General features: G+C 73.7%; 23 protein-coding genes. 8 read left to right on the top strand and 15 right to left on the bottom strand.

What is annotated here, in order from left to right; genetic code table 11:
• Positions 1–2 precede the first annotated feature (2 nt).
• Positions 3–917: a carbohydrate kinase family protein gene (locus ACI798_RS02195; protein WP_457047102.1), complete on the top strand. Its 915-nt coding sequence runs from the start codon at positions 3–5 to the stop codon at positions 915–917.
• 49 nt (positions 918–966) lie between these two features.
• On the top strand, positions 967–2142 hold the full coding sequence (locus ACI798_RS02190) for a DUF222 domain-containing protein (RefSeq protein ID WP_457047101.1): 1176 nt from the start codon (positions 967–969) through the stop codon (positions 2140–2142).
• 1 nt (position 2143) lies between these two features.
• Here ACI798_RS02190 and ACI798_RS02185 read toward each other — a convergent pair whose 3' ends face one another.
• From ACI798_RS02185 to ACI798_RS02170, 4 genes are all read right to left on the bottom strand, one after another.
• Positions 2144–3061, bottom strand: a complete 918-nt coding sequence (locus tag ACI798_RS02185; RefSeq protein WP_457047100.1) for a PGN_0703 family putative restriction endonuclease — start codon at positions 3059–3061, stop codon at positions 2144–2146.
• Between the two features lie 4 nt (positions 3062–3065).
• Complete coding sequence (locus ACI798_RS02180) at positions 3066–3653, bottom strand: SHOCT domain-containing protein (protein WP_457047099.1); 588 nt, start codon at positions 3651–3653, stop codon at positions 3066–3068.
• Positions 3654–3816: 163 nt separating this feature from the next.
• A complete protein-coding gene (locus ACI798_RS02175) occupies positions 3817–4239 on the bottom strand; it encodes a hypothetical protein (RefSeq protein ID WP_457047098.1) in 423 nt (140 codons plus the stop codon).
• The gene (locus ACI798_RS02170) at positions 4232–7507 is read right to left on the bottom strand and encodes a TM0106 family RecB-like putative nuclease (RefSeq protein WP_457047097.1); all 3276 of its coding nucleotides are present in this window, start codon (positions 7505–7507) and stop codon (positions 4232–4234) included. The genes ACI798_RS02175 and ACI798_RS02170 overlap by 8 nt, the downstream gene beginning before the upstream one ends.
• A gap of 157 nt (positions 7508–7664) precedes the next feature.
• Between ACI798_RS02170 and ACI798_RS02165 the strand changes: the two genes are divergently transcribed.
• Both ACI798_RS02165 and ACI798_RS02160 read left to right on the top strand, forming a co-directional pair.
• A complete protein-coding gene (locus ACI798_RS02165; RefSeq protein ID WP_457047096.1) occupies positions 7665–8162 on the top strand; it encodes a DUF2510 domain-containing protein in 498 nt (165 codons plus the stop codon).
• A gap of 35 nt (positions 8163–8197) precedes the next feature.
• On the top strand, positions 8198–9595 hold the full coding sequence (locus tag ACI798_RS02160; protein ID WP_457047095.1) for an ADP-ribosylglycohydrolase family protein: 1398 nt from the start codon (positions 8198–8200) through the stop codon (positions 9593–9595).
• 8 nt (positions 9596–9603) lie between these two features.
• On the opposite strand, the gene ACI798_RS02155 is transcribed toward ACI798_RS02160, so the two are convergent.
• The gene (locus ACI798_RS02155; RefSeq protein WP_457047094.1) at positions 9604–10197 is read right to left on the bottom strand and encodes a VOC family protein; all 594 of its coding nucleotides are present in this window, start codon (positions 10195–10197) and stop codon (positions 9604–9606) included.
• A 104-nt stretch (positions 10198–10301) separates the two neighbouring features.
• Here ACI798_RS02155 and ACI798_RS02150 point away from each other — a divergent pair, with 104 nt between their 5' ends.
• Positions 10302–10664, top strand: coding sequence for a DUF1330 domain-containing protein (locus ACI798_RS02150; RefSeq protein ID WP_456939674.1), 363 nt, complete (start codon positions 10302–10304; stop codon positions 10662–10664).
• Between the two features lie 80 nt (positions 10665–10744).
• On the opposite strand, the gene ACI798_RS02145 is transcribed toward ACI798_RS02150, so the two are convergent.
• Positions 10745–12139: a DUF4407 domain-containing protein gene (locus tag ACI798_RS02145; protein ID WP_457047093.1), complete on the bottom strand. Its 1395-nt coding sequence runs from the start codon at positions 12137–12139 to the stop codon at positions 10745–10747.
• 210 nt (positions 12140–12349) lie between these two features.
• Here ACI798_RS02145 and ACI798_RS02140 point away from each other — a divergent pair, with 210 nt between their 5' ends.
• Complete coding sequence (locus ACI798_RS02140; protein WP_457047092.1) at positions 12350–13207, top strand: trypsin-like serine protease; 858 nt, start codon at positions 12350–12352, stop codon at positions 13205–13207.
• Between the two features lie 54 nt (positions 13208–13261).
• Here the strand turns inward: ACI798_RS02140 and ACI798_RS02135 are convergent, their stop codons facing one another.
• Both ACI798_RS02135 and ACI798_RS02130 read right to left on the bottom strand, forming a co-directional pair.
• A complete protein-coding gene (locus ACI798_RS02135) occupies positions 13262–13600 on the bottom strand; it encodes a hypothetical protein (RefSeq protein ID WP_457047091.1) in 339 nt (112 codons plus the stop codon).
• A gap of 60 nt (positions 13601–13660) precedes the next feature.
• Positions 13661–13993: a hypothetical protein gene (locus ACI798_RS02130; RefSeq protein ID WP_457047090.1), complete on the bottom strand. Its 333-nt coding sequence runs from the start codon at positions 13991–13993 to the stop codon at positions 13661–13663.
• Between the two features lie 164 nt (positions 13994–14157).
• Between ACI798_RS02130 and ACI798_RS02125 the strand changes: the two genes are divergently transcribed.
• Positions 14158–15366, top strand: coding sequence for a hypothetical protein (locus tag ACI798_RS02125; protein WP_457047089.1), 1209 nt, complete (start codon positions 14158–14160; stop codon positions 15364–15366).
• Positions 15367–15426: 60 nt separating this feature from the next.
• Here ACI798_RS02125 and ACI798_RS02120 read toward each other — a convergent pair whose 3' ends face one another.
• The 3 genes from ACI798_RS02120 to ACI798_RS02110 form a co-directional block, all read right to left on the bottom strand.
• A complete protein-coding gene (locus tag ACI798_RS02120; protein ID WP_456926853.1) occupies positions 15427–16527 on the bottom strand; it encodes a DUF475 domain-containing protein in 1101 nt (366 codons plus the stop codon).
• 57 nt (positions 16528–16584) lie between these two features.
• Positions 16585–17226, bottom strand: coding sequence for a TerD family protein (locus ACI798_RS02115; RefSeq protein WP_457047088.1), 642 nt, complete (start codon positions 17224–17226; stop codon positions 16585–16587).
• An 86-nt stretch (positions 17227–17312) separates the two neighbouring features.
• Positions 17313–17894: a TerD family protein gene (locus tag ACI798_RS02110; RefSeq protein ID WP_457047087.1), complete on the bottom strand. Its 582-nt coding sequence runs from the start codon at positions 17892–17894 to the stop codon at positions 17313–17315.
• Positions 17895–18130: 236 nt separating this feature from the next.
• Between ACI798_RS02110 and ACI798_RS02105 the strand changes: the two genes are divergently transcribed.
• Positions 18131–18649, top strand: coding sequence for an HAD domain-containing protein (locus ACI798_RS02105; protein ID WP_457047086.1), 519 nt, complete (start codon positions 18131–18133; stop codon positions 18647–18649).
• Positions 18650–18653: 4 nt separating this feature from the next.
• On the opposite strand, the gene ACI798_RS02100 is transcribed toward ACI798_RS02105, so the two are convergent.
• From ACI798_RS02100 to ACI798_RS02085, 4 genes are all read right to left on the bottom strand, one after another.
• Positions 18654–19058, bottom strand: a complete 405-nt coding sequence (locus ACI798_RS02100; RefSeq protein WP_457047085.1) for a hypothetical protein — start codon at positions 19056–19058, stop codon at positions 18654–18656.
• Positions 19059–19069: 11 nt separating this feature from the next.
• Positions 19070–20470, bottom strand: a complete 1401-nt coding sequence (locus ACI798_RS02095) for a DUF4407 domain-containing protein (protein ID WP_457047084.1) — start codon at positions 20468–20470, stop codon at positions 19070–19072.
• Positions 20467–21333 (bottom strand): hypothetical protein, encoded by an 867-nt coding sequence (locus ACI798_RS02090; RefSeq protein WP_457047083.1) that lies wholly within the window; start codon positions 21331–21333, stop codon positions 20467–20469. The genes ACI798_RS02095 and ACI798_RS02090 overlap by 4 nt, the downstream gene beginning before the upstream one ends.
• Before the next feature lie 150 nt (positions 21334–21483).
• Positions 21484–21942 carry an HNH endonuclease gene (locus ACI798_RS02085; protein WP_457047082.1) on the bottom strand — a complete coding sequence of 153 codons (459 nt, stop codon included), beginning with the start codon at positions 21940–21942 and terminating at the stop codon, positions 21484–21486.
• Positions 21943–22009 lie beyond the last annotated feature (67 nt).

Raw genomic sequence — 22009 nt, 5'->3', positions numbered from 1 at the left:
TGGTGACCGCCGCCGATCCCCCCTGGCCGCGGCCGGCCGGCTCCGGTCCGGTGGTGGCGGTCGGCAAGCTCGTCGCCGACCAGCTGCTCGTGCTCTCCGCACCCCTGGTGATCGGCGGCCAGCAGCGCGTCGGGCGGACGACGACGGCCGGCGGCGCGCCCGCCAACGTCACCGCCGGCGTGGCCCGCCTGGGTGCGCCCGCGCGGCTCGCGGGCTGGGCCGGCGCCGACCCGCTCGCCGACGGGCTGCTGGCCGGTCTCGCCGGGCGCGGCGTCGAGATCGCGGTGGTCCGCCGCGGCCGCGCGCCGCTGGCGACGGTGCTCGTGCACCCCGACGGCGAGCGCACGGTGCTGACCGACCGCGGGGAGGGCGGCCTGGAGCCGGCCGACGTCCGCCGGGAGTGGTTCGCCGGCGCGGCCGTCGTCCACCTCGACGGCTACGACCTGCTGCGCTTCCCCGACGCGGTGCGGGCCGCCGCCGACACGGCGCACGACCTCGGGGTGCCGGTGAGCGTGGACGTCGCCGCTGCCGCCCGGATCTCTGCCCACGGCGTGGGTGCCTACGCCGACCTGCTCACCGGGCTGCGTCCGGACGTGCTCTGCTGCAACGCCGCCGAGGCCAGCGCCCTGGGTCTGGACGGCGACCGGCCCGCCTGGGCGCCGCCGCTGGTGCTGGCACACGCCGGCGCTGCCCCGACTCGGGTCGTCACGGTGGCGGGCACGGTGGAGGTGCCGGTCGAGCGGCTGCCCGCAGGTGGGCTCTGCGACACGACGGGCTGCGGCGATGCGTTCGCGGCCGGGCTGCTGACCGGCTGGCGCGCGGGTGCGTCCGTGCTGGACGCCGTCCGGGCCGGTCATGCAGCGGCCGCTGTGGTGGCCGGAGCGGTCGGTGGCCAGCCACCATTTTTGGGCTTCTGACCTGGGGGTTCGTGCTGCACGAGACTGCCGGATCGACTAGACTTCGATCATGTGTTCGGGTGACCTGGAGAGCGGGGACGTCCTCGACGACGTCGCCGCTGCGGTCGCCCGGCGCAACCGCGAGGACGCCCGTCTGACCTGCCTGGTTCGCGAGGCGGAGATCCAGCAGGCGCCGGAGCGGGACGGGCTGAGGTCGATGGTCTCGTGGCTGCGCGGGCACTGCCGGCTGTCGACGGTGGAGGCCTCTCGGCTGGTGCGCAACGGGCGCGCCCTGGAGCACCTGCCGGCGCTCGCCGAGGCACACGAGACGGGTCTGGTGTCCGCCGAGCAGGTCGCGGTCGCGGCGCGGGTGGTGACCCCCGAGCGGCTGGCCTCGGCTCTCGAGCAGGGCGTGGACCTGGCGGTGATCGACGCGGTGCTCACCGGCGTCGCCGTCGAGCGCGAGCACGCCGATCTGGTCCAGGTGGTGCAGCACTACTGCAACGACCTGGATCCCGACGGGCCGGAACCCGACCCGACCGAGGGCCGGTCACTGACGCTGGCCAGGCACGCCGACGGCTCGCTCTCCATCCGCGGGCACTTGGACGCGGTCGGCGGGGAGAAGCTGCAGACCGCGCTGGAGGCGCACGTGCAGGCCGACCGCCCCGCCGGGGACGACCGCACCCGTGCCCAGCGCCTCGGGGATGCGCTGGTCCAGGTCATCGACAACGTGCTGGCGGCCGGGAGCCTGCCGCTGCTGCGCGGGCACAAGCCGCACGTGGTGGCGCGGATCGACCTCGCTGACCTGGCCGCTCCGGGCACCGATCGCAACGCCGCCACGCTGGGCTCGGGAGTGACCATCTCCGCCGCCCGCGCCCGGTGGCTGGCCTGCGACGGCATGATCTCCCGGGTGGTGTTCGGGGCCGACGGGGTGCCGCTGGACCTGGGGCGGGAGCGGCGGCTGGCCGACCGTCACCTGCGCCGCGCCGCCGAGCTCCGGGACGGCGGGTGCGTGTTCGCCGGCTGCGGGGCGCCGACCTGGTGGTGCGACGTACACCACCTGGTGCACTGGATCGACGGCGGCGAGACCAGCCTGGAGAACTCGGCACTGCTGTGCGAACGCCACCACACGAAGGTGCACCACGGCTTCCGGGTGGAACGACAACCGACCGGGGTCTGGCGCACCTACCGACCGGACGGCACCGAGATCTCCGTCCGGCCACCTCTGCTCGCCCCCGCCGCATGAATCAGGGCAGGTAGCGACGGCGGAAGAGCGCTGCGCAGTCGCTCAGCGCCGGCACCGCAGCGGCGGCGTCCGCGAGCTCGCCGTGCCCGCGGAAGAGCACGCGCGTCGGCAGGGATCCGCGATCGGCGTTTAGCCGGCTCGCCACGTCGCGGGCACCCTCGTCGTCGTCCCGGGCGAGGACCAGCGTCACCGCCGCGTCCCACACCGGACCACCCGCGGAGCCGCCGCGGCGCACGCTCTCGGTGAGCAGGACGTTGCGCAACAGCTGCCGTGTCGGGTACCCGCCGAGGCGGTCGAAGGCGCCGTCGGCCATGCCGAAGTTCTCACAGAACCCGCGGTACTTCCTGTCCTTTGCGTCGTCCTTGGCGTCCCGGCTGAAGCTGTCCACGTACTTGGTCTCGACGGCGACGAGCAGCCGGGCGCCGTCCGCCAGCCGGGCTGCCACCACGGCGTCGAAAGCCGACCCGTCCTGCAGGTGCTCGCGGCGGTCGGGAGCCCACTCGCACTCGATGCCGTCGATGACGCGCTGCCCGAGCTTGACCCTGTCGAAGCCCCTCACCGGCAGGTGGAGGAGACGCCCGAGGACGGTCGCGGCCTCGTCGCGGTGGGCGCGCAGGTGGCCGAAGACGCTGAACGCCAGCGGCATCGAGCTGAGCATGTTGGTGAACAGCTGCGACCGCTCGAGCTGCCCACCCTCCTCGCGCACGACCTTGGCGCGTGCGCGGGCGTACCGCGCTGCCTCGGGTGAGAGGAAGTTGTGGTCGCCGTGCTCCTCGCGGAGGTAGTTGCCGAGCGGCTGGCCCTTCCGCGTCCCGGCCGGCAGGCCGAGGACCTGCTCCCGGAAGTCCGACTGCCGCCGGCGCTCGCGTCGGGTGACCGGGTCGTCCGACCGGACGGGGGAGATGACGCTGTCCGTCACGACGTCAGATCCGCGCCAGGAGTTCGGCCTTCTTGGCCTCGAAGTCCGCGATGGTGATGACGCCCGCGTCCCGCAGCTCGGCCAGCTGGCGCAACTGCTCGACGACCGCGGGGAAGCCGCCGTCACCGGCAGCGCCCGGCTGCGGAGCCGGGGCGGGCGCCTGCTTGACGAACGGGTCTGCCGGAACTGCCTGCGCCGGCGGCACGAGCAGCGCACTGACCGTGGAGCGGACCCGGTCCACGAAGGGGCCGCCGTCCGCCTTCGGCACGGACGTGTAGGTGACCTTGCGCCCGCCGTCCTGCACGGTCAGCTTCCCCGTCAGGACACCGGCGTCCCACAGGATCGAGCCGAGGCGCAGCAGGGGGTACTCGTCGATGCTCGAACCACCCCACCCGTCGCGGACGAAGAGGACGCGGCGGTCCGTGAGCGCGAGCAGGCCCTGGCTGGTCCCGAGGACGGCAGGAGCGAGGGCTTCGACGCGCTCACCCGGCCACAGGTGGGCGGCGAGCCCGCGGATCTCCTTCTTCCTGCCCATCGTCGACGACATGCGCGCCGCCGCGGCGGCGATGTCGGGACGCAACTGCTCGGCCATGGTGCTCCTGTCCGCTCCGGCCCGCGTGGGCGCGGACTCGGGACGACGCTAAGGACGGATCCCCGGGCGCCGTGGGACCCGGTGGCACGGTCTGGCACGTCTCCCCCGGCCGCCCCAGTCACCTCACGAGGAACCGCTGAGGGCGATCGACCCCCGCGTCGGTTCAGTACCGGACGCCGAGGTGCTGCTCGGCGCAGGTCGTGCACAGCCCGGTGTTGTCGTGTACGTGCTCACGGGCGTTGACCTGCCGGCACACGGGGCACCAGCGGAAGGTCCGCCGCCGCTTGCGGGCGACCTCCTCGGCCGCCTCGGCCAGCTCCGCGCGCTCGTAGAGCACCTCGTCGGACGAGAACCGGCGGTCGGCGGCGAACTCCCACACGAGATCGTGCCCGGACCAGCGCGGCTCGGGACGGGCCAGCGTGAAGCCGAACCCGTCCCAGCCGACCGCGACCTGCGCCGGCTGCCCGCTCACGAACCACCGCTCGTGCGGCGGCCCGGGCACCTTGCTCCAGCCGTCACCCAGCGCCCGCACCAGCACGTCGGGCGCCACGCCGACCAGGGCGGCGAGCTCCGCGGTGTCAGACACCGGCCATCTCGGCCAGGCGGCACATGGCGTTGACCTGGCGCAGTTGCTCCGGCGTCCGGACCGCGGCGTCGAGCAGCAGCGGGCTCATCACCACCACCGCCAGCGCCTTCGCCCGCGACACCGCCACGTTGAGCCGGTTGAGGTCGTAGAGGAACGACACCCCGCGCGGCGCCTCGTCGGCCGACGTCGATGTCGTCGAGTAGACGACGACCGGCGCCTCCTGCCCCTGGAACCGGTCGACCGTCCCGACGCGCGCCCCGTCGGGCAGCAGCGAGCGGATCAGCGCCACCTGGTTGTTGTACGGCGCGACGACGAGCACGTCGTCCGGGCCGATCGGCCGCTCGGCGCCCTCGGCGTCCACCCAGCCGACGCCCTGCAGCGACTCCCAGACCGCGGCGACCTCGGCTGCCTCCTCCATCGAGGACGCCGACGCGGCCACCGTGTGCTCCACGTACCGCACCGCCAGCCCGGCCCCGGACACCAGCCCGCCCGGCCGCACCGTGATCCGCTCCCGCAGCGGCGCCGACTCCAGCCGGCCCTCGTACGCGAGGTCGGACACGAACGCGGTCAGCGCCGGGTGCATCCGGTAGGTCGTGTCGAGGAAGACGCCCCGCCCGACCGGCACGGTCGGGTGCCCCTCGAGCAGGTGCTCCAGCGCCGACAGCCCCGAGTCGCCGGGGTGCACGCCCTGCGTCGGCTGGGCCAGCTGCTGCGGGTCGCCGAGGAGCACGAGGGACCTGGCCGCACGCGCGACCGCCACCGCGTTGGCCAGCGAGAACTGCCCCGCCTCGTCGACGACGAGCACGTCGACGGCCTCGGCGAGATCGGGCTGCGTCCAGAACCACGCCGTCCCGCCGACCAGCGACACGTCGCCGTCCAGGAGCCGCGAGGCGACCTCCTTACCGTCCCGCGACCACTCCACGCCCGGCGCGCCGCAGGCCTGCTTCTCCTCGCACTTCTGCAGCGCCGGCCGGCCGACGGCGGACAGCACGTTGCCGATGACGGCGTGCGAGGTCGCCGTGACGCCGACCTTCTTGCCGGCGTCGAGCAGCGCTCGGATCAGCCGCGACGCCGCCCGCGTCTTGCCGCTGCCGGGCGGGCCCTGCACGGCGAGCACCTCGCCGTCGAGCCGCAGCCCGAGCCGCACGACGGCGTCACCGGCCTCCTCGTCCGGCAGCCGCCGGCAGTCGGCGGGCACCCGCCGCTCGAGCAGCGCCTGCCCGAGGCAGTCGCGCCCCTCGAGGACATCGGACGCGGTCGCGGCGATGGCCGCGCGCATGCCCTTGTCGTCGAGCGGGCCGCTGGGCCCGAGCCCGCGCGGGGTCGCCGGGGCCTTGGCCGTCTTGACGACGACCCGCCCGGCGACGGCGTCCAGCGCGACGACGGTCCCCACGCTCACCCGCTGGTCGACGTCGACCGCCGTCGACCCGACCGCGAGCTTCGTGTCCTGCGGCGGGAAGCGGTACTCGTACAGCTTCGAGCGCTTCTCCTGGCCGACCTCGACGGGCGCGGTCAGCCGGCCGAGCGCGGTGCCGTCCTCGACGAGTGCGTCGTCGTCGAGCTCCTTGCGGGCGAAGTACTCCCACCAGCCGGGGCGGGCCTCGCGGCGATGCCACTGCACGAGGTCGCCGAGCAGGCCGTGCCCCGCGTCCTTGAGCCGATCGACCAGTGCCAGCTCGGCGAGGTCGGACTCGGTCCGCTCGGTCGGGCCGGTGGCCTCCGACACCAGTGGGCGGTCCTGGCCGCCGAACTCCCGCTCGAGCTCCTCGCGCTGGGTCTCCAGCCAGTCGTGCAGCTCGCGGGTCGAGTCGACGTCGTCCTTGTTGTAGTCCTCGATCGCCTTCAGGCGGGCGTCGTCGCGGTCGGCGAGCCACTGCTCGTAGGCGATGACGCTGCTCATCGCGTCGGCGACGTCGCCGGTGTGCTGCCGGCCGTAGAACGCCTCGACCTTCTTGATCGAGTACGAGCCCTTGCTGATCCGCATCGACTGCTTGACGACGGGATAGAGGTCGACGAACCGCTCGTTGCGCAGCAGCTCGTCGAGCTCCGCCTCGCGGACGCCGTACCGCCCGGTCAGCCGCTTCAGCGCGCTGACCTCGTAGGCGGCGTAGTGGTAGACGTGCATGCCGGGGTCGGCGTCCCAGGCCGCGATGATCAGGCCGATGAGGTCGGCGACCATCTGCTTCTCGGCGGCGGGGTCGTGGGCCCACAGCGCGGTGAAGCTGCCGTCCCGCCGCCCGACGCCGGCCAGGTACTCCAGGCCCGCGCCGTCGGCCGAGTGCGGGTCGCCCTCGAAGTCGAGGTAGAGGTCGCCGGGACTGGGCGCGGGCAGCCGCAGCAGGCCGAGGTCCTTGACCGGCGGGAGCAGCGTGCGGCTGGGGACGCCGGTGCGGCGCTCGTCGAGCTGCTGGCGCGCCTGCTCCTGCACCCGGGTGCGGGTGGCCGCGCCGATGCGGGTCGCCTTGAGCGTCTCGGGCGAGGCGTCGGCCAGCTGCTCGAGGGTGGTGATGCCGGCGGCGCGCAGGGCGTCGCGGGTGTCGCGGCGCATGCCGGCGACGAGGCTGAGGTCGTCGGCGTCCTGCAGCTCGGCGTCGCACTTGGGCTTCCACGTGCACTGGCTGCAGTAGGGGCCGGGGACCGGCTCGGTGGCCGGCGGGTCGGCGACGAAGGCGGTCAGCCGGGCGCGGGCGCGGCGGGCGTAGGCGGCGACGTCGACCAGCCGCCACGGGTTGGTGACGCCGTCGCCGGTGACGACGCAGACGCGGTCGGGCTGCCTGCCCTGGAGGACGGCGAGCCGCTCGGCGTAGGTGGCCATCTGCAGCAGCGCGGGCACCTTGACGCGGCGGGCGAGCTTGGCGTCGGCGACCTCGTACGACCAGTCCCCCAGCGCCGAGGGGGTGGGCACCTTCAGGAGGAAGTCGGCCGCGCCGCCCCAGACGCCGTCGAAGAACGCGGCCTGCGAGATGACGTCGACGCCGTCGCGCATGGCCTGCAGGGTCATCGCCTCGGCCTCGCGGCGGCCCGCGGCGTCGAACCGGGCCGGGATGCAGACGACGCTGCGGCCCTCGGCCTCGAGCGCGTCGAGGTAGCGCAGCTCGTGCTCGGTGCCGAGGTCGGCGATGAGCGCGGCGTGGTCGCCCGGACCCTCGGCGAGCGGCTTGAGCCGGCCGTCGGCGACAGCGAGGTCGAGCGTCGTGAGGTGCGTGCAGGCCTGGTGGCGGGTCAGGTCGGTGGGGCTCAGGACCAGGGAGCCGTCGGTGCGGTACATCGAGACGGGACGGTCTCATGCGGCGGCCGTGATCGGGGTCTTCCGCGCCGGAGGCGTGCGTGCCCCTGCCCCACACCCATCAGAAGACGTGCAGTGACACCGACCGCGCACGAGGCACCCGTCCGGGTGACTGCGCTGGGGTTGCCGGCGAGCGACGATGCGGAGCGCTGACCACCCCGAAGACAGGAACGTGCCCGTGGGACTGCTGCGCAAGACGGCTTCGATCTTCACCGTGGGAGTGGTGTCCTTCCGCAGCCAGGAAGACCGCATGACGCGCTATGCCAGGCAGACGCGGAACGCAGCGCGCGCCCAGGTGGCGCAACAGGCTGTGGCACTCGAGCACCAACGCCAGCTGATCACTCAAGGCGAGTACGCGGCAGTCCAACAGCAGGTCCAGGCCGGCGGTCAGCAGCAGATGCACTTCCAGCAGTTGCAGGCCATCACACAAATGTCCCGGCCGGGGCAGCCACCTGTCCCGCCGCAGCCCTTGCACCCTCGTCCGCCGGCACTCCCGCACGCCCTACCGGCGCCCCCGCCTCCGCGGCCCGTTCCCCCGGCTCCGCCGGCGGGTTGGTATCCGGATCAGCAGGACCCCCGGCTCGTGCGGTGGTTCGACGGGATGCGGTGGACGGAACACACGCAGCCCCGCGCGTAAGGCGGCGCCGTCAGCCCGTCACGGAGACTGAGTACGTGACCGCAGGACTGCACCGCTCGCACCGGGTGGCGGGTGCGCTCGTCGGGTCGGTGGTGGGCGACGCGCTCGGGGCGCCGTTCGAGTTCGGCCCGGCCGGGGCGTTCTCCGCTCGCTTCCCCGTGGCCGCGCGCGGATCGGCGACCGAGATGTGCGGCGGCGGGTCGCTGGGGTGGGAGCCGGGCGAGTTCACCGACGACACGCAGATGGCGCTGCTGGTGGCGCAGTCACTGGTCGAGCGGGACGGGCTCGACGAGGCCGACGTCTACGACCGGTTCGCGACCTGGGCGGCGGCCGGCCCGCCGGACATCGGCGTGCAGACGCGAGCGGTGTTCGACTCCGGCCTGCCGTGGGACCGCGCGGCGGCCGAGTACTTCGCCCGCACCGGACAGGCGGCGGGCAACGGCTCGCTGATGCGGACGACGCCGGCGGCGATCTGGTTCTCCCGGTCCGGCACCGAGGCCACCGTGGACGCCGCCCGGCGCATCTCGGCGCTCACGCACGGCGACCCGGCGGCCGGTGAGGGCTGCGCCGTCTTCCACGAGCTCGTGCGGGTGGCGCTGGACGGCGGGGACCCGCTGGCCGCCGTCCCCGCGGCGCTCGCGCTGGTCGCGGAGGAGCACCGCGACCGCTGGGCGGCCGTCCTGGCGCCGGACTGGGAGCCCTCGATGGCGACCGAGTCCAACGGCGCGGTGTGGCCGACGCTCGGCCAGGCGCTGTGGGCGCTGCGGCACGGGCGCGACTTCGCGGAGGTGCTGCGCCTGGTGGTCGACCTCGGCGGCGACACCGACACGGTCGCCTGCGTGGCCGGCGGCCTGGCCGGCGCGGTGTACGGGATGGGCGGCATCCCGATGCGGTGGGCGTCCGTGGTGCACGGCCGGGTGCCCGGATACGGGGACCGCGTGTGGCGGCTGCCCGACCTGCTGCCGCTGGCCGCCGCTCTGGACGGCAAGGAGTTCTTCCAGGCCGAGACGGGCGTCATCCCGCGGATCGGTCCCGCGGAGGTGCTGCCCGGCATCTGGGCGGGGAACCTCGACGGCGCCCGCGCCAGCGACGAGGACTTCGCCGTCATCAGCCTGTGCCGGCTGGCGGAGCCGTTCCCGCACACGCTGCACCGGATGGCCTACATCGCCGACAACAGCCACAACGTCGACGTCGACGTCGTGCTGACCGACGTCCTCGACGACCTCGCCGCGCTGCGCGCCGAGGGCCACCGGGTGCTCGTGCACTGCCACGGCGGGGCCTCGCGCACCGGCCTGGTGCTGCGCGCCTGGCTGGTCCGCGAGGAGGGCATGACGCCGGACCAGGCGACGGCGCACGTCGCCGAGCGCTGGCCGCACCTCGGCCTGTGGAACGACTCGTTCACCGCCGCACTGGAGCGCCTGGCCGAGCGGTAGCGCCGGCCTCAGACGTCGGTGATCCGGATGGCCAGCAGGTCGGACACCTGGACGGGACGGCCGGCGTCGACGACCAGCTCCAGCCGGTGCCGGCCGCGGCGGTGCACGAGCCGTGGACCGGCGTAGCGCGGGACGTCCGCCCCGGCGGGCCCGACGTGGTGGACACACTGCAGCGCCCCGGCAGCCGCCGCCGTGCCGGCGCGGCGGCGGAGCGGGAGGTCGAGCACGAAGACCAGCGGGCGTGCAGGGTGGCGCTCGTCGTCGCGGTGCACCCAGATCGGGAAGCCGAGGTCGGCGTACGGCCAGAAGGCGGGCTCCTGCTCGGGTGGGAGCCGGCCGCGCAGCCCGATGCCGAACGGGCTGGCACCCGTGGTGGCCCAGTCGGCCCGGCGGTCCAGCCTCAGCGGGTTGCCGCGGGCCTCGGCGCGGTCCTCGACCCACACCAGCTCCAGGTAGTGCCCGGCGAGGAGGAGCCGCCGGTTGCGGGTGCCCTGCCCGGGGTGCGCCGTCCCGGCGTCGAGCTCCCAGCCGGCCGCGGTGAGCCGCTCGGCCCAGGCCTCCTCCGGACTGGCCATGCAGAGCACGTGGTCGAGCTCGAGCACGTCTCCAGTGTGCCGCCGCGCCACGCGGCGAGGGCACCCCCCACGGGATCCGGTGTGCACATCCGCGGAAGTGCACCGGCGACGTCCCTTGTTAGCGTCCGGACATGGCGATCGACCCGCGCGGAGCCGACCTCAAGCGCTACCTGCAGGAGGACCCGGGCGGGCCGGTGGTGATGCTCAACCTGCTGCGCTTCGCCGAGGGCGGCCGGGAGTCGTACGACCGGTACGCGCAGGCGCTGTCGGAGACCTTCCTCCCCCGCTACGGCGGCGAGGTCCTCTACGCCGGCGACGGCGGCACCCCGCTGGTGGCCGAGCAGGGCCAGGACTGGGACGCGGTGCTGCTCGTCCGCTACCCGTCGCGCGAGGCGTTCAGCCGCATGGTCGCCGACCCCGAGTACCAACAGGTCACGCACCTGCGCACCCAGGCGCTGACCGAGGCCGTGCTGCAGCCGACCAGCTCCTGGTGACCGGGCGCGGTCAGGCCGTGGGGACGCCGACCTCGCGGATGCGACCGATCAGTCCGGCGTGAGGATCCGCCGGGCCGGCGTCAGACACCGGACGTGACCCGGTTACCCGGACGGCGGGGCGGGCGGATGGTGCGCGCGGCCGAGCGGGCCAGGCGGATGGGGCCGGTGTCCCAGAGCTTCTGGACGGGCTCGTCGACCGGCGGCGCCGGCTGCGGCACCGGTCGGGTGGCCCCCTCGGCCTCGACCTGCGCCTGGGCGAGCGCGGCGAGGTGGCGGGCGCGGATGGCGGCCTTCTGCCGGTCCAGCCGCTCCTGCTCGGCCATGACCAGCATCTCCTCCTTGGCCTCGGCCACCGTGCGCCGCGACTGCTGCTGCATCTCCTCGATGTCCACGTCGCCGGTGTCGCGCAGCGCCGCGAGCTTGTCGTAGGCGGTCGGCGGACCGAAGTTGAGCAGCACCTTCATGAGCACCGGCAGGATCTCGACGCACATGAACAGCAGCGACAGCATGAACTTCGCCGCGGCGAGCGTGGCGTTGCGGTCGCTGAGCCGGTCGAGCGCCTCCAGCCGCAGCAGGATGCCGCCGGAGCCCTCGTTGGTGGCGTCGAACGCGGCCTGCAGCCGGTCCAGCTCGGCGGTCAGCCGGGCGAGCTCCGCCTGGTCGGTGGCGAGGGAGGCGGCGGCGAGGTCGGCGCTGCGCGACTCGGCGTCGGACGCCGCGTCCTGCGCGTCGTCCAAGGCCGCACGGGCCGAGGCGACGACGCCGGCCTGCGCGTCGGCAGCGGCGCGCGCCTGCACGTAGGCGTCGCCGGTGCCCGGGTCGCCGGTGCCACAGGTGCCGTCGAGCTCGCACTGCGCCCGCGCCTCGAGGTCGCGCTGGGTGGCGAGGGCGGCGTCGTAGGCGGACTGCTTGGCGGCGACGTCGGCCTGCACGGCGGCCAGCGCCGGGTCGCTCTGCCCGCCCGTGGCGACGACGTCCTGCCCCTGCGTCACCCGCTCCTGCAGCTCGTCGAGGCCGGCGAAGCGCGCGTCGGACTCCAGCGACTGCCGGTACGCGTCCGCGGCCTCGGCCTGCATGACGGTGATCTCGGCGTCGATCTCCTTGTGGAACACCTGCAGCGTCAGAGGTGTCGCGACGACGACGCCTAGGATCAGCGCCAGCCCCACGCGCGGGACGGCGAGGGCGAGGTTGCGCTTGAGCGAGGCGTCGTGCGCCATGCCGACGAGAAGCATCCGGTCGAGGTTGACCACGACGGCGCCCCAGCCGAGGCCGAGCACCAGCGCGAACGGCCACCAGACGCCGAGGGCCATGTGCAGCGCGAACGACGCCGACGCGACGGCGAGCCCGCCGGTGCTGAGCAGGACCCCGCCGAGCGCGGCGAACCGCGGACGCGCGCCGGGCGCGGCCTCGAGCAGGTCGGGCCGCGCGCCGCCGAGGACCGCGAGGCGGTCCTGGAGCCGTCGTCGTCCAGCCATGGAGTGCACTCCCCGAGCGCCGGGGGTCGTGGTTCGTCCGCCGCTCCCCTGCCCCATCGGCAGTCGGCGCGCGAGGCGGGACACCGTCGTCACACGAGCCCCACGTGACCGAACGGAATGGTCCGGCTCCGCTCTGGCGTGCCGTTAGTCACACTGTCTGACCTCTCGGCGGCCGGTGCTGGACCGGCTCGGAACCGAGGGAGGAACCGGATGCGGAAGACCGTGACCACGGTGGCACTGGCGTCGGCGATGCTGCTGGCCGGAGGGACCGCCGCGCAGGCGATCACGGGCAACTTCACCGACGACACCGTGCACGACTACGTCGGCCTCGCCGTCTTCTACAACACCGACGGCACCCCCTCCCACCGCTGCTCCGGCACCCTGCTGACCGACACCGTCTTCCTGACGGCCGGGCACTGCGTGACCTCGGACGACGAGGGCACCCTGGCGGCCAGCGCGCGGGTGTACTTCGAGCAGGACGTCCAGGCGAAGGTGCCGGGCTACCCGACCAGCGGTGGCGTCGAGTCGCACGAGCTCTACTCGTACGGCTACGAGGGTCTCGGCAACATCCCGGAGACCAAGGACGCCGGCGTGCTGATCCTCGACCAGTCGGTGGAGGACACCTACGACATCAACGAGTACGCCTCCCTGGCCGGCGCCGGTTACCTCGACGCGTACAAGTCGGACCACCCGGGCAACTCGGCGACCACGACGATCTCGGGTTACGGCGTGCAGGAGAGCAACGGCAGCCAGACCAAGCAGGTCGCCTACCGGGAGCGGCTGACCGCCGAGAGCTTCATCATCGGGCTGAACGGCACCAACGCCGGCGGCTACAACGTGAAGCTGTCGACCAACCCGGGCAGCGGCCGCGGCGGCACCTGCTTCGGCGACTCCGGCGGCCCGGTCCTCGTCGGGGACACGGTGACCGCGGTCAACTCGTTCGTCATGAACGGCGCCTGCGCCGGCACCGGCTTCGGCTACCGGGTCGACCAGCAGCCCTTCCTCGACTGGCTGAAGGCGACCGTCGGCGACGACGCGTGGTACGACATCGAGCACGTCACCCTCTGACGCACTCGTGACGAGGCCGTCCCGCCACGGTTGACCGCGGTGGGACGGCCTCCGTCACGTCCGGGGCAGGACGACGTCAGCCGTGTAGGCGGCGTGGTCGCTGACGTTCCTGCCGTCGGGCCACGTCGGCCGGTGCGTCTGTGCAGCGCTGCCGGCGAAGTGCTCGCTGACGGCCAGGTGGTCGATCGAGCGCATCCGGCCGTTGAGGTGCTCGGCCCCCGCGGTCAGCGCCACCAGCCCGAGCGAGTCGAACGCCGACTGGAGCGCGGCCATCCCGGCGACTGTGGTCCCGTCGAGCGGGCGCTGGAGCGGCTGGTTGAAGTCCCCGCCCCAGACGAGCGGCTCACCCTCACGGCGCTCACCGCGGATCCGCTCGAGGTGGTGTTGCAGCACGAGGTCGAACTGCGCGAACTGACCGGTCGGGAGCCCGTGCCAGTACTCGTGGGCCCCCTTCTACGGCAGGACCGAGCAGGCGACCAGGACCGTCGTCCCGTCGACCTCGACGCGGGCGAGGACGAGCCCCTCCTCCCCCGGGTGCTCACCGCCCGCCGGCACCGGGGTCAGGGGTAGCTTCGTCTCGATGCCGGCCCACCGCTTCGGCTCGTCGCCGTCGAAGCTCCGGGGCGGCGAGACGGTGAAGGAGCCACCGCGCGGGTCCCAGTCCCGGTGCACCTCGGTCAGCAGCCAGAGGTCGGCCTTCTGGCCGTCGAGCCAGGCCGAGATGGCCTGCCCCTTCGCCGACGACGGGCTCGGGCAGAGCCGCAGGTTCCACGTTCCGATGCGCACGGTGCTCCTCAGGTGGTCGGTCTCCCGACACCCTGACGCGTCCCGGCACCGGAACGGCGTCGGCGCGCGCTGCGCGTCACCCGCGTTGGCGAGACGCAAGGTCACCGCAAGCGCCCCAGCCGAGGGTGCGGGCAACAGCCCACGCCCCCCAGGAGCCCTCCCCCATGCGCTCGTCCCGTCCCGGCGCCGCCGCGCTGCTCGCCTCCGCCGTCCTCGCGGCCGGCTGCTCGACCTCCGTCGCCGGCGTCGCCGAGCCGGGCGGGCCGGCCGCCGCCGGACCGCTCACCGAGGTCCTCGGGCAGGTGGAGGTCGACGCGGACGTCGAGGGGCACGTTCGGCTCTCCGATGTCGCCGCCACCCCGGACGGCGGCTTCGTCGTCCTCATGACCGGCGACCTCGCCAGCAACCACCGCAGCGTCCTGGTCGAGCTCGTCCCGGGCGACGGCGGCCTGGTCGTCGACACCGTGACCGAGGGCCCGCCCGCCCTCGACCTCGGCGAGGTGCACGTCGCGCCCGACGGCACGGTGGTCGCCCTCGTGCCGATCGTGCCCGCCGACACCAGCGGCGGCGGCCGGGAGCTGGACCTCGCCCTCGCCGTCCTCGAGCCCGGCAGCGACGAGCCCGACGTCCGCCGCATCGCCGCCGACGCGGAGCTCGGCACGCCCGACACCGGCACCGGCGTCCTCTCCCCCGACGGCACGACGCTGCACGCGAGCCTGCAGTGGTACGTCGACGGCGACACCGTCAGCCGCCTGGCCACCGTCGACGTCGCCACCGGCGAGGTCACCGCCAGCGCGGCGCTGCAGCTCGAGACGCCGGGCCAGGCGGTCGCACGGGACGTCGCCCTGCGTCCCGACGGCGGCCTGGCGGCGCTGGTGACCGTCGACCGCGACGCGGAGGGCGACGTCGACGGCGTCGTCCTGGCGCAGTACGACGCCGACCTGCTGCCCGCCGGCGAGCCGGTGGAGCTGGTCGAGGAGCCGGAGAGCACCGGCTACGCGCTGGCCGTGCTGGCCGACGGGACGACGGTGGTGTCGGTCGTCGCGGGCGAGTGGGACACCGGCGAGCCGCGGCTGGTGACCGTCCGGGACGGCGCGGTGGGCTCGACCGCGGTGCTGCCCGGCTCGGGCACCGACCTCGCCGTCGAGCCGGGCGGGCGGCACGTCTACCTGGTCCACGGGCGGCCGGGGGCAGGCGTCGGCCTGGCCACCGTCGAGCTCGCCACCGGGGAGACCGTCGCCGACGTCAAGCTGTGCCCCGACGGCATCCCCGCGCCGCTCGCCCTCGCCGCGGACGGGCGGACGGTCGCCGCCACCGTCGCCTGCGAGCAGGACGAGAACCTCTACGCCGATCTCGCCGTCCTCGTCGGCTGAAGACGCCGGTGCCCCGGCCGCGCGAGGCGGCCGGGGCACCGGGTCGTGCAGGTGAGGGAGTCAGACCGAGACGGTCTCCCGCTCGGGCTGCGGGTCCTCGTCGGACGACGCCGCGGGGACCTCGCGGGCCTCCTCCCGCCGCTGCGCGACGACGCTGGCTACGACCGCCGCGACGATGAACAGCAGGCCGGTGAGGCCGGTGACGTACTCGCTGATGTGGAACCGCAGCTCGAGGATCATGATCGCCGCGAGCACACCGATCGCCCACATGGCGCCGTGCTCGAGGTAGCGGTACTGCTCGAGCGTGCCGCGGTCGACCATGAAGATCGTCAGCGACCGCACCCAGAAGGCACCGATGCCGAGGCCCAGGGCGATGATCAGGATGTCGCTGCTGATGGCGAACGCGCCGATGACGCCGTCGAAGCTGAACGACGCGTCGAGCACCTCGAGGTAGAGGAACGCGGCGAACCCGGCGCCGGCGACCGCCTTGGTGGCGGTGCCGGTGGCCGACGGCGTCGACTCCTCGTCCTCGTCGTCGTCGGACTCCATGAGCTCGTTGAGCCCGCCGATGAGCAGGTAGGTGAACAGGCCGGCGAGGCCGGAGAGCAGGACGGTGCCGTACTTGTCGTCGTCGGCGATCTGCGAGCCGGTGTAGATGACCGCGAGCGCGATGACGATCGACAGGTAGGGCAGCTTGCCGGCCTTGGCCAGCGGCTTCTCCAGCCAGGCGAGCCAGTGGACGTCGCGCTCCTCGTCGAAGGCGAAGTTCAGGAAGATCATCAGCAGGAAGATCCCGCCGAAGGTGTAGATCGCCTCGGCGGACGCCTCGACGTTCTCGGCGTAGGCCTCCTGGTCGGTGAGCGCCAGGTCCCAGACCTCGGGGATGGACAACTGCGCCGTCACCGAGACGAGCAGGATCGGCAGCAGCAGCCGCATGCCGAACACGGCGATGAAGATCCCGACGTAGAGGAACAGCTTCCGCCACAGCGGGCTCATGTTCCGGAGGACCTTGGCGTTGACGACGGCGTTGTCGAAGGACAGGCAGACCTCGAGGACGCCGAGTACGGCGACGGCGAGGAGCGCGGCGGGACCGCCGAAGAGCACGGCGGTGACGAGGGCGGCCGCCGTCAGGAAGACGGAGAAGCCGAAGTAGCGGATCAAGGGGTGCCTTTCAGGGGACCACAGCGAGGGCGGTCTCGGGTGGGAGGAGGAAGCGGGCTACTTGCGGGCGGCCTTCCAGCGGAGACCCCAGCCGTACGCCTGGTCCAGATGGCTCTGACTGCCCTGGAGGTAGCGGATCTCGCGCTGGACGCGCAGATGGCCGCGCTCGTTGGTCACCATGGCGATGGCGCAGAAGCGCGCGTCCCGGGCGTGCTCGTCGAGATGGACGGTGAACTCGTTGCCGTTCTGACCGAACAGCGTGACGACTCCCTGGGCCGTGGCCCAGTTCGGCGCGCCCTCGTAGATGTAAGCGAAGACCAGGATGCGCTTGATCTCGTCGAGGTGGTCCAGGTTGACGATGAGGTTCTCGCCACCCGCGTTCGTGCCCGAGCGGTCGTCGCCGTCGAGGAGGACGTAGGGCGGCCGGTGCAGATCACCGAACGTGTTGCCGAGCGCCTGGACGACGCCCTTGTCGCCGTCGGCGGTCTCCCAGAGGCAGCCGAGGTCGAGGTCGACCGCCTCACGCTTGTCGAAGAACCCGCGTCCCGGACGCTGGTTCCAGTTCAAGTTGACGCGCCACTGCCCGCGGGCGCCCTGCGCCTTGGACAGCGAGACCGACGGGGCCGCCTTGGTGAGCGTGACCTTGCCGAGGGAGACGCCGGCCGGCTTCTGCTTCGGCGGTCGGGTGTAGTCGATCATGACCTACCTTTTCTGAGGGGGAAGGGCTCAGGCCCGCGGTCCGGTCCCGCGCTCGTCGCTGCGGGGCCGGACCGCGGGAGGACGGGTCAGGCGACGTTAACGCCGAAGTCCTGCGCGATGCCGCGCAGGCCGGAGGCGTAGCCCTGGCCGACGGCGCGGAACTTCCAGTCGCCGTTGTGCCGGTAGAGCTCACCGAAGACCATCGCGGTCTCCATGGAGGCGTCCTCGGTGAGGTCGTAGCGGGTGACCTCCCGCCCGGTGACCTGGTCGACGACGCGGATGAAGGCGTTGCGGACGCCGCCGAAGTTCTGCCGGCGGTTGTCGGCGTCGTGGATGGAGACCGGGAAGACGATCTTCTGGACGAACTGCGGGACGGCCGTCAGGTCGACCTGGATCATCTCGTCGTCCCCGTCGCCCTCACCGGTCAGGTTGTCGCCGGTGTGGACGACGGAGCCGTCGGGGCTGCGCAGGTTGTTGTAGAAGACGAAGCCCGAGTCGTCCGGGGTGACCCGGCCACTGGCGTCGAGCATGATCGCCGAGGCGTCGAGGTCGTACTCGAAGTTGGAGAACGTGTTGACGTCCCACCCGAGACCGACGTTGATGGCCGTGAGGCCGGGGGCCTCCTTGGACAGCGAGACGTTCCCACCCTTGGCGAGGACGACAGTCATGGTTGTTCTTCTCCCGTGGTGCTCCTGGTCGCGGGGCGGCGGGATGCCGCACCGCGCGGCGCGTGGCCGGTCGATCCGGAACGGTGGCGGACCGCCTCGGGATGCTGCCGCACCGTGACCCGTAGCACCACGACCTCCCGCCCCGCAGGGGTGACCGCGGGACGCCTGTGACTCGTGCGCACGGACCGAGAGCCGGGCGAGACGCCGTCGGTCGTCGCCGGGGGTAGGAACCGCCCATGGGCTCGACCGGGGACCGTCCGATCCTGCTGCTCGACGTCGACGGCGTGCTCAACGCGCCCGTCCGCACGCTGCCCGACGGCTGGCAGCGGGGGACGTTCAACGGCTTCGTGCTGTCCTGGGACCCCACCGTCACCGCGCGGCTGCGGGAGCTGCACGAGTCGGGCCGGGTGGAGATCCAGTGGCTGACCACCTGGACCACCGACGCCGACCGGCTGCTGGCCGAACCGATGGGCCTGCCGCGCGGGCTCAAGACCCACGCCCGCACCGACTCCGCGCCGACCGGGTTTCTCGGACCGCTCTGGGGCGAGTCGGGCTGGTGGAAGCTGGCCGTCGCTCAGGAGGTGGCCGCGGCGGAGCCGGACCGGCGGATCGTGTGGATCGACGACGACCTGGCCGAGCAGGCGGCCGACACCGGCGACTGGCTGGCCGCCCACCCGCACGTGCTGGTGGTCGCCCCGGACCTCTACGTCGGGCTCACCCACGCGCAGCTGGACGAGATCGAGGCGTGGCTGTGACCGCTCACCGGCGCGGCCGCAGCTCTAGGGCCAGGTCGGAGGGGACGTCGACCTCGCCGGCGTGCCCGTCGAGCCGGGCCAGGCCGTGCCGCAGGAGCAGCCCCTGCGGGGCGGAGCGGGCGACGTCGCCGGCGGCCGGGTGCTCCGGGCACGGGGCGAGCGGCACCTGCGCCGGGAGGTCGCACAGCGCGCGCCACTCCTCGGCGACGGCGGTCAGCGCCGCCAGCGGGTCGGTGTTCCCGCCGGCGGCGAGCACGGTGACCGGCCCGCCGTCGCGGCCGACGACGACCGGTCGCCAGGGGCCGAACGCCGGGCCGAAGGTGCGGTGGACGGCGTCGTAGTCGTGCACGGGGACGGCGGGGTACGCGGCCGCGGCCAGCGCCCACAGCGTCCGCTCGGTGAGGGTCATCGGGTCTCCTGTCAGTTCTGGGTGCCGACCGGCCACGAGTCGGGCCGGGGGCCGGGACGGGGCTGCTTGACGAAGCTCGTGCCGATGCCGGTGCCGGCGGGGGCAGCTCCGGCAGGGGTGAGCTGCTGGTCCTTCCAGCGCTCGACGCCCTGGCGGGTCACCTCGAGCTGCGCCTCCAGCACCAGCCCGGTGGCCCGGGACTCAGCCTCCAGCGTGCGGGCCGCCCGCGCTTCGGCGGCCGCGAGCGCCGACTTCGCCAGCACCTCGGCCTCCTCGTACTCGGTCTGCATCCGCAGCCGCACCCGCTCCTCGACCTTCTCCTCCCCCAGTGCGAGCAGCCGCTCGTAGAGGGACGGCGGCGCGAGGGCGAGCATCGTCTTGAACAGGATCGGCAGGCACTCGAGCGCGGTGAGGAACGCGAACAGCAGCGCGTGCGCCGTCGCAAGCGTCGGCTCGTCGTCCTGGATGCGCTCCATCGCGGTCATCCGGGCGAGGATCCCGTCGCTGTCGTCGATGGCCGCGTCGTGCGCCGCGACGTCCTCGGCGCGCTGCTCCTCGGCGTCGGCGACCAGCGCCTGCAGCTCCTCGAGGTCCGCCTGCTGGTCGGCGGTGTTCTGCGCCTCCTCGGCGAGCAGCTGCTCGTAGGTCTGCGCCTCCAGCTCCTCGAGCTCCGCGGCGACGTCGTCCCGCTCGGCGCGCAGCCGGTCCCGGTCGGCCTGCCGGGCCGTCGTCGCCGGGCCGTAGCCGCGCTGGCCGGTGCCGCCGCTGCCGTCGAGCTCGGCGTTGTAGGCCGCCTCCGCGGCGTTGTAGCGCGCGTCGACGGCGTCGAACCGGGCCTGCAGGGCGGCGACGGCGGGGTCCTCCGCGACGTCGGCCTGGGTGACGCCGTCGGCGATGTCGGCCTGCAGCGCCGCGATCTGCTCGCGCATGGCGGGCAGCTGCGCGTAGCGGGTGTCCTCGGCGAGCTGCTGCGTGAACTCGTCCTCGGCCTCGGCCGCCATCACCTCAACCTCGGTGTCGATCTCGGCGCTGAAGACGGCGAGGGTGAGCGGCGTGGAGACGACCGCGCCGATGAGCACGGCGAGGGCCACGCGCGGCAGGGCCATCGCGACGGTGCCGACCTTGCTCGTCAGCCGCGGCGTGGAGACGACCAGCCAGCGGTCGAGGTTGAGGATGATGAGGCCCCACGCCAGGCCGCCGAGGACCGCGACGGGCACCCACAGGTGCAGGGCGAGGTACAGCGCGTAGCTCGCGGAGACGGCGGCGAGCGCGGCGGTGCAGACGAGCACCGCGCCCATCGCGACCTGCTTGCCGCGCTCCTTGGGGGCGTCCTGCAGGACCTCGCGGTTGGCGCCGGCGACGGTGAGCAGCTGCTCGCTGACGACGGCGCGGAGGGACCGGCGGCGGGTCACGGGGTGTCCTTCCTTCCGGCACGCCGGAGGCTGTCGAGGAGGGAGTCGGGCACGCCGACGAGGCGCGGCGACACCTCGATCCGGGGGCGGAGGGCGTCCTGGGTGGCCCAGAAGGCGTCGAGCCGGTCGGTGACCGGCGAGGGCGCGCCGACGGTGGCGGCGACGTCGGCGCGCAGGGACACCGGCGGCGGCGCGGTGACGCTCGGCAGGTCGAGCTGCGGCACGGCCACGGCGGCGACGACGGGGGTGGCCGCCGGCGTCGTCGTGAAGCGGTTGCGGCCGGTGACGTCGACCCGGCGACTGGCGTCGATGCGGACGAGCGCCTCACCGCACGGCGGGTGCCCGGGATGGCCGTCGACGAGGACGTCGCGGGCGTGCTCGAAGCACCAGGTGACGAGGACCTCCGAGCCCGGCCGGACGATCGTGTGGCTGACCGAGATCGCGCGCAGGACGGGCACCTGGCCGTCAGGCACGGGGCCGGCCGGGACGCCGTGCCGGCAGGCGAGCAGCTGGGGCTCGGCGTCGCCGGCCGGGCGGCCCCGGGCCGCCTCCTGGCGCCAGTCGCGGATCCAGCGGTCGGTCCACGGCAGGGCGGACCGGGGCTGCTCGGGCTTCGGGTGCTTCGGCGCCGGGCCGGCGGCGTCACCGAACCAGCCCTTGGCGCGCAGCCAGGCGAGGAGGAGCAGGAGGAAGAAGGACCAGAGGAACGCGGTGGCGAGGTCGACGATGAAACCGGCGACGCGCTCGGGCTCGACGGAGCCGCTCCACTCGGTGTTTGCGTTGAGCGCGACGAAGCCGGCCAGCAGCAGGACCACGGCCCAGCCGACGACGAGGGGATCGCGGCGCAGCGGTTGGCGGAACATCTCTCCCCGTGTGCGGGTCGCACCCGCCTGTCAGCACGTCGTCGGACCAACGGAACCCGATCGGATCGGAGTCCTCGGGATTGGTACCGGGCGGCACCGACGAAAGGCAGCGGCGCCTCACCCGTCCGGGTTAGGCAGGTGCCGGGATCCTCAAGGAGCCGTGCGCGACGTCACCGTCGCGGCGGGCTGCCGGCCGCGGTGCCGGACGACGGCGGTCGGCACGCCGGACGGGAAGTATGCGGCCCGACGGCGCTCCAGTCGACGGAGCTGCCAGTTCCACGGCACGCGCGCCGACTTCTGCTTGTTGTGCCGCGGACACAGCGCCTGGCCGTTCTCGACCGTCGTCGCGCCACCCCGGCTATGCGGGTGGACGTGGTCGGCCTGCAGGTCCGTGGTGGCCCGGCAGCGGCCGCCGAGGAGCGAGTAGTGCTCACAGCGGTGTCCGGCCCGGTCGAGGACGGCCCGCTTGTCCGCCCGCGAGAAGCGACGCACCGGGTCCCGTGGGTGCACCCCGTGGATGACGCTCCGGACCAGCCGGACGACGGCACGGACTGCCAGGAGGGCGAACAGCGCGACGAGCCACGGTTCGTCCAGGACGGAGGCCAGCACGCCGCTCAGGACGTTCCCGAAGTCGTCTGACGGGTCGAGGACGGTCCCGGATGCCGCAGTCACGGGA

The sequence above is a fragment of the Geodermatophilus sp. SYSU D01045 genome, from assembly GCF_054050295.1.
Note: the sequence above shows the minus strand (reverse complement) of the source record. Positions and strands in the feature narration are given on the sequence as shown.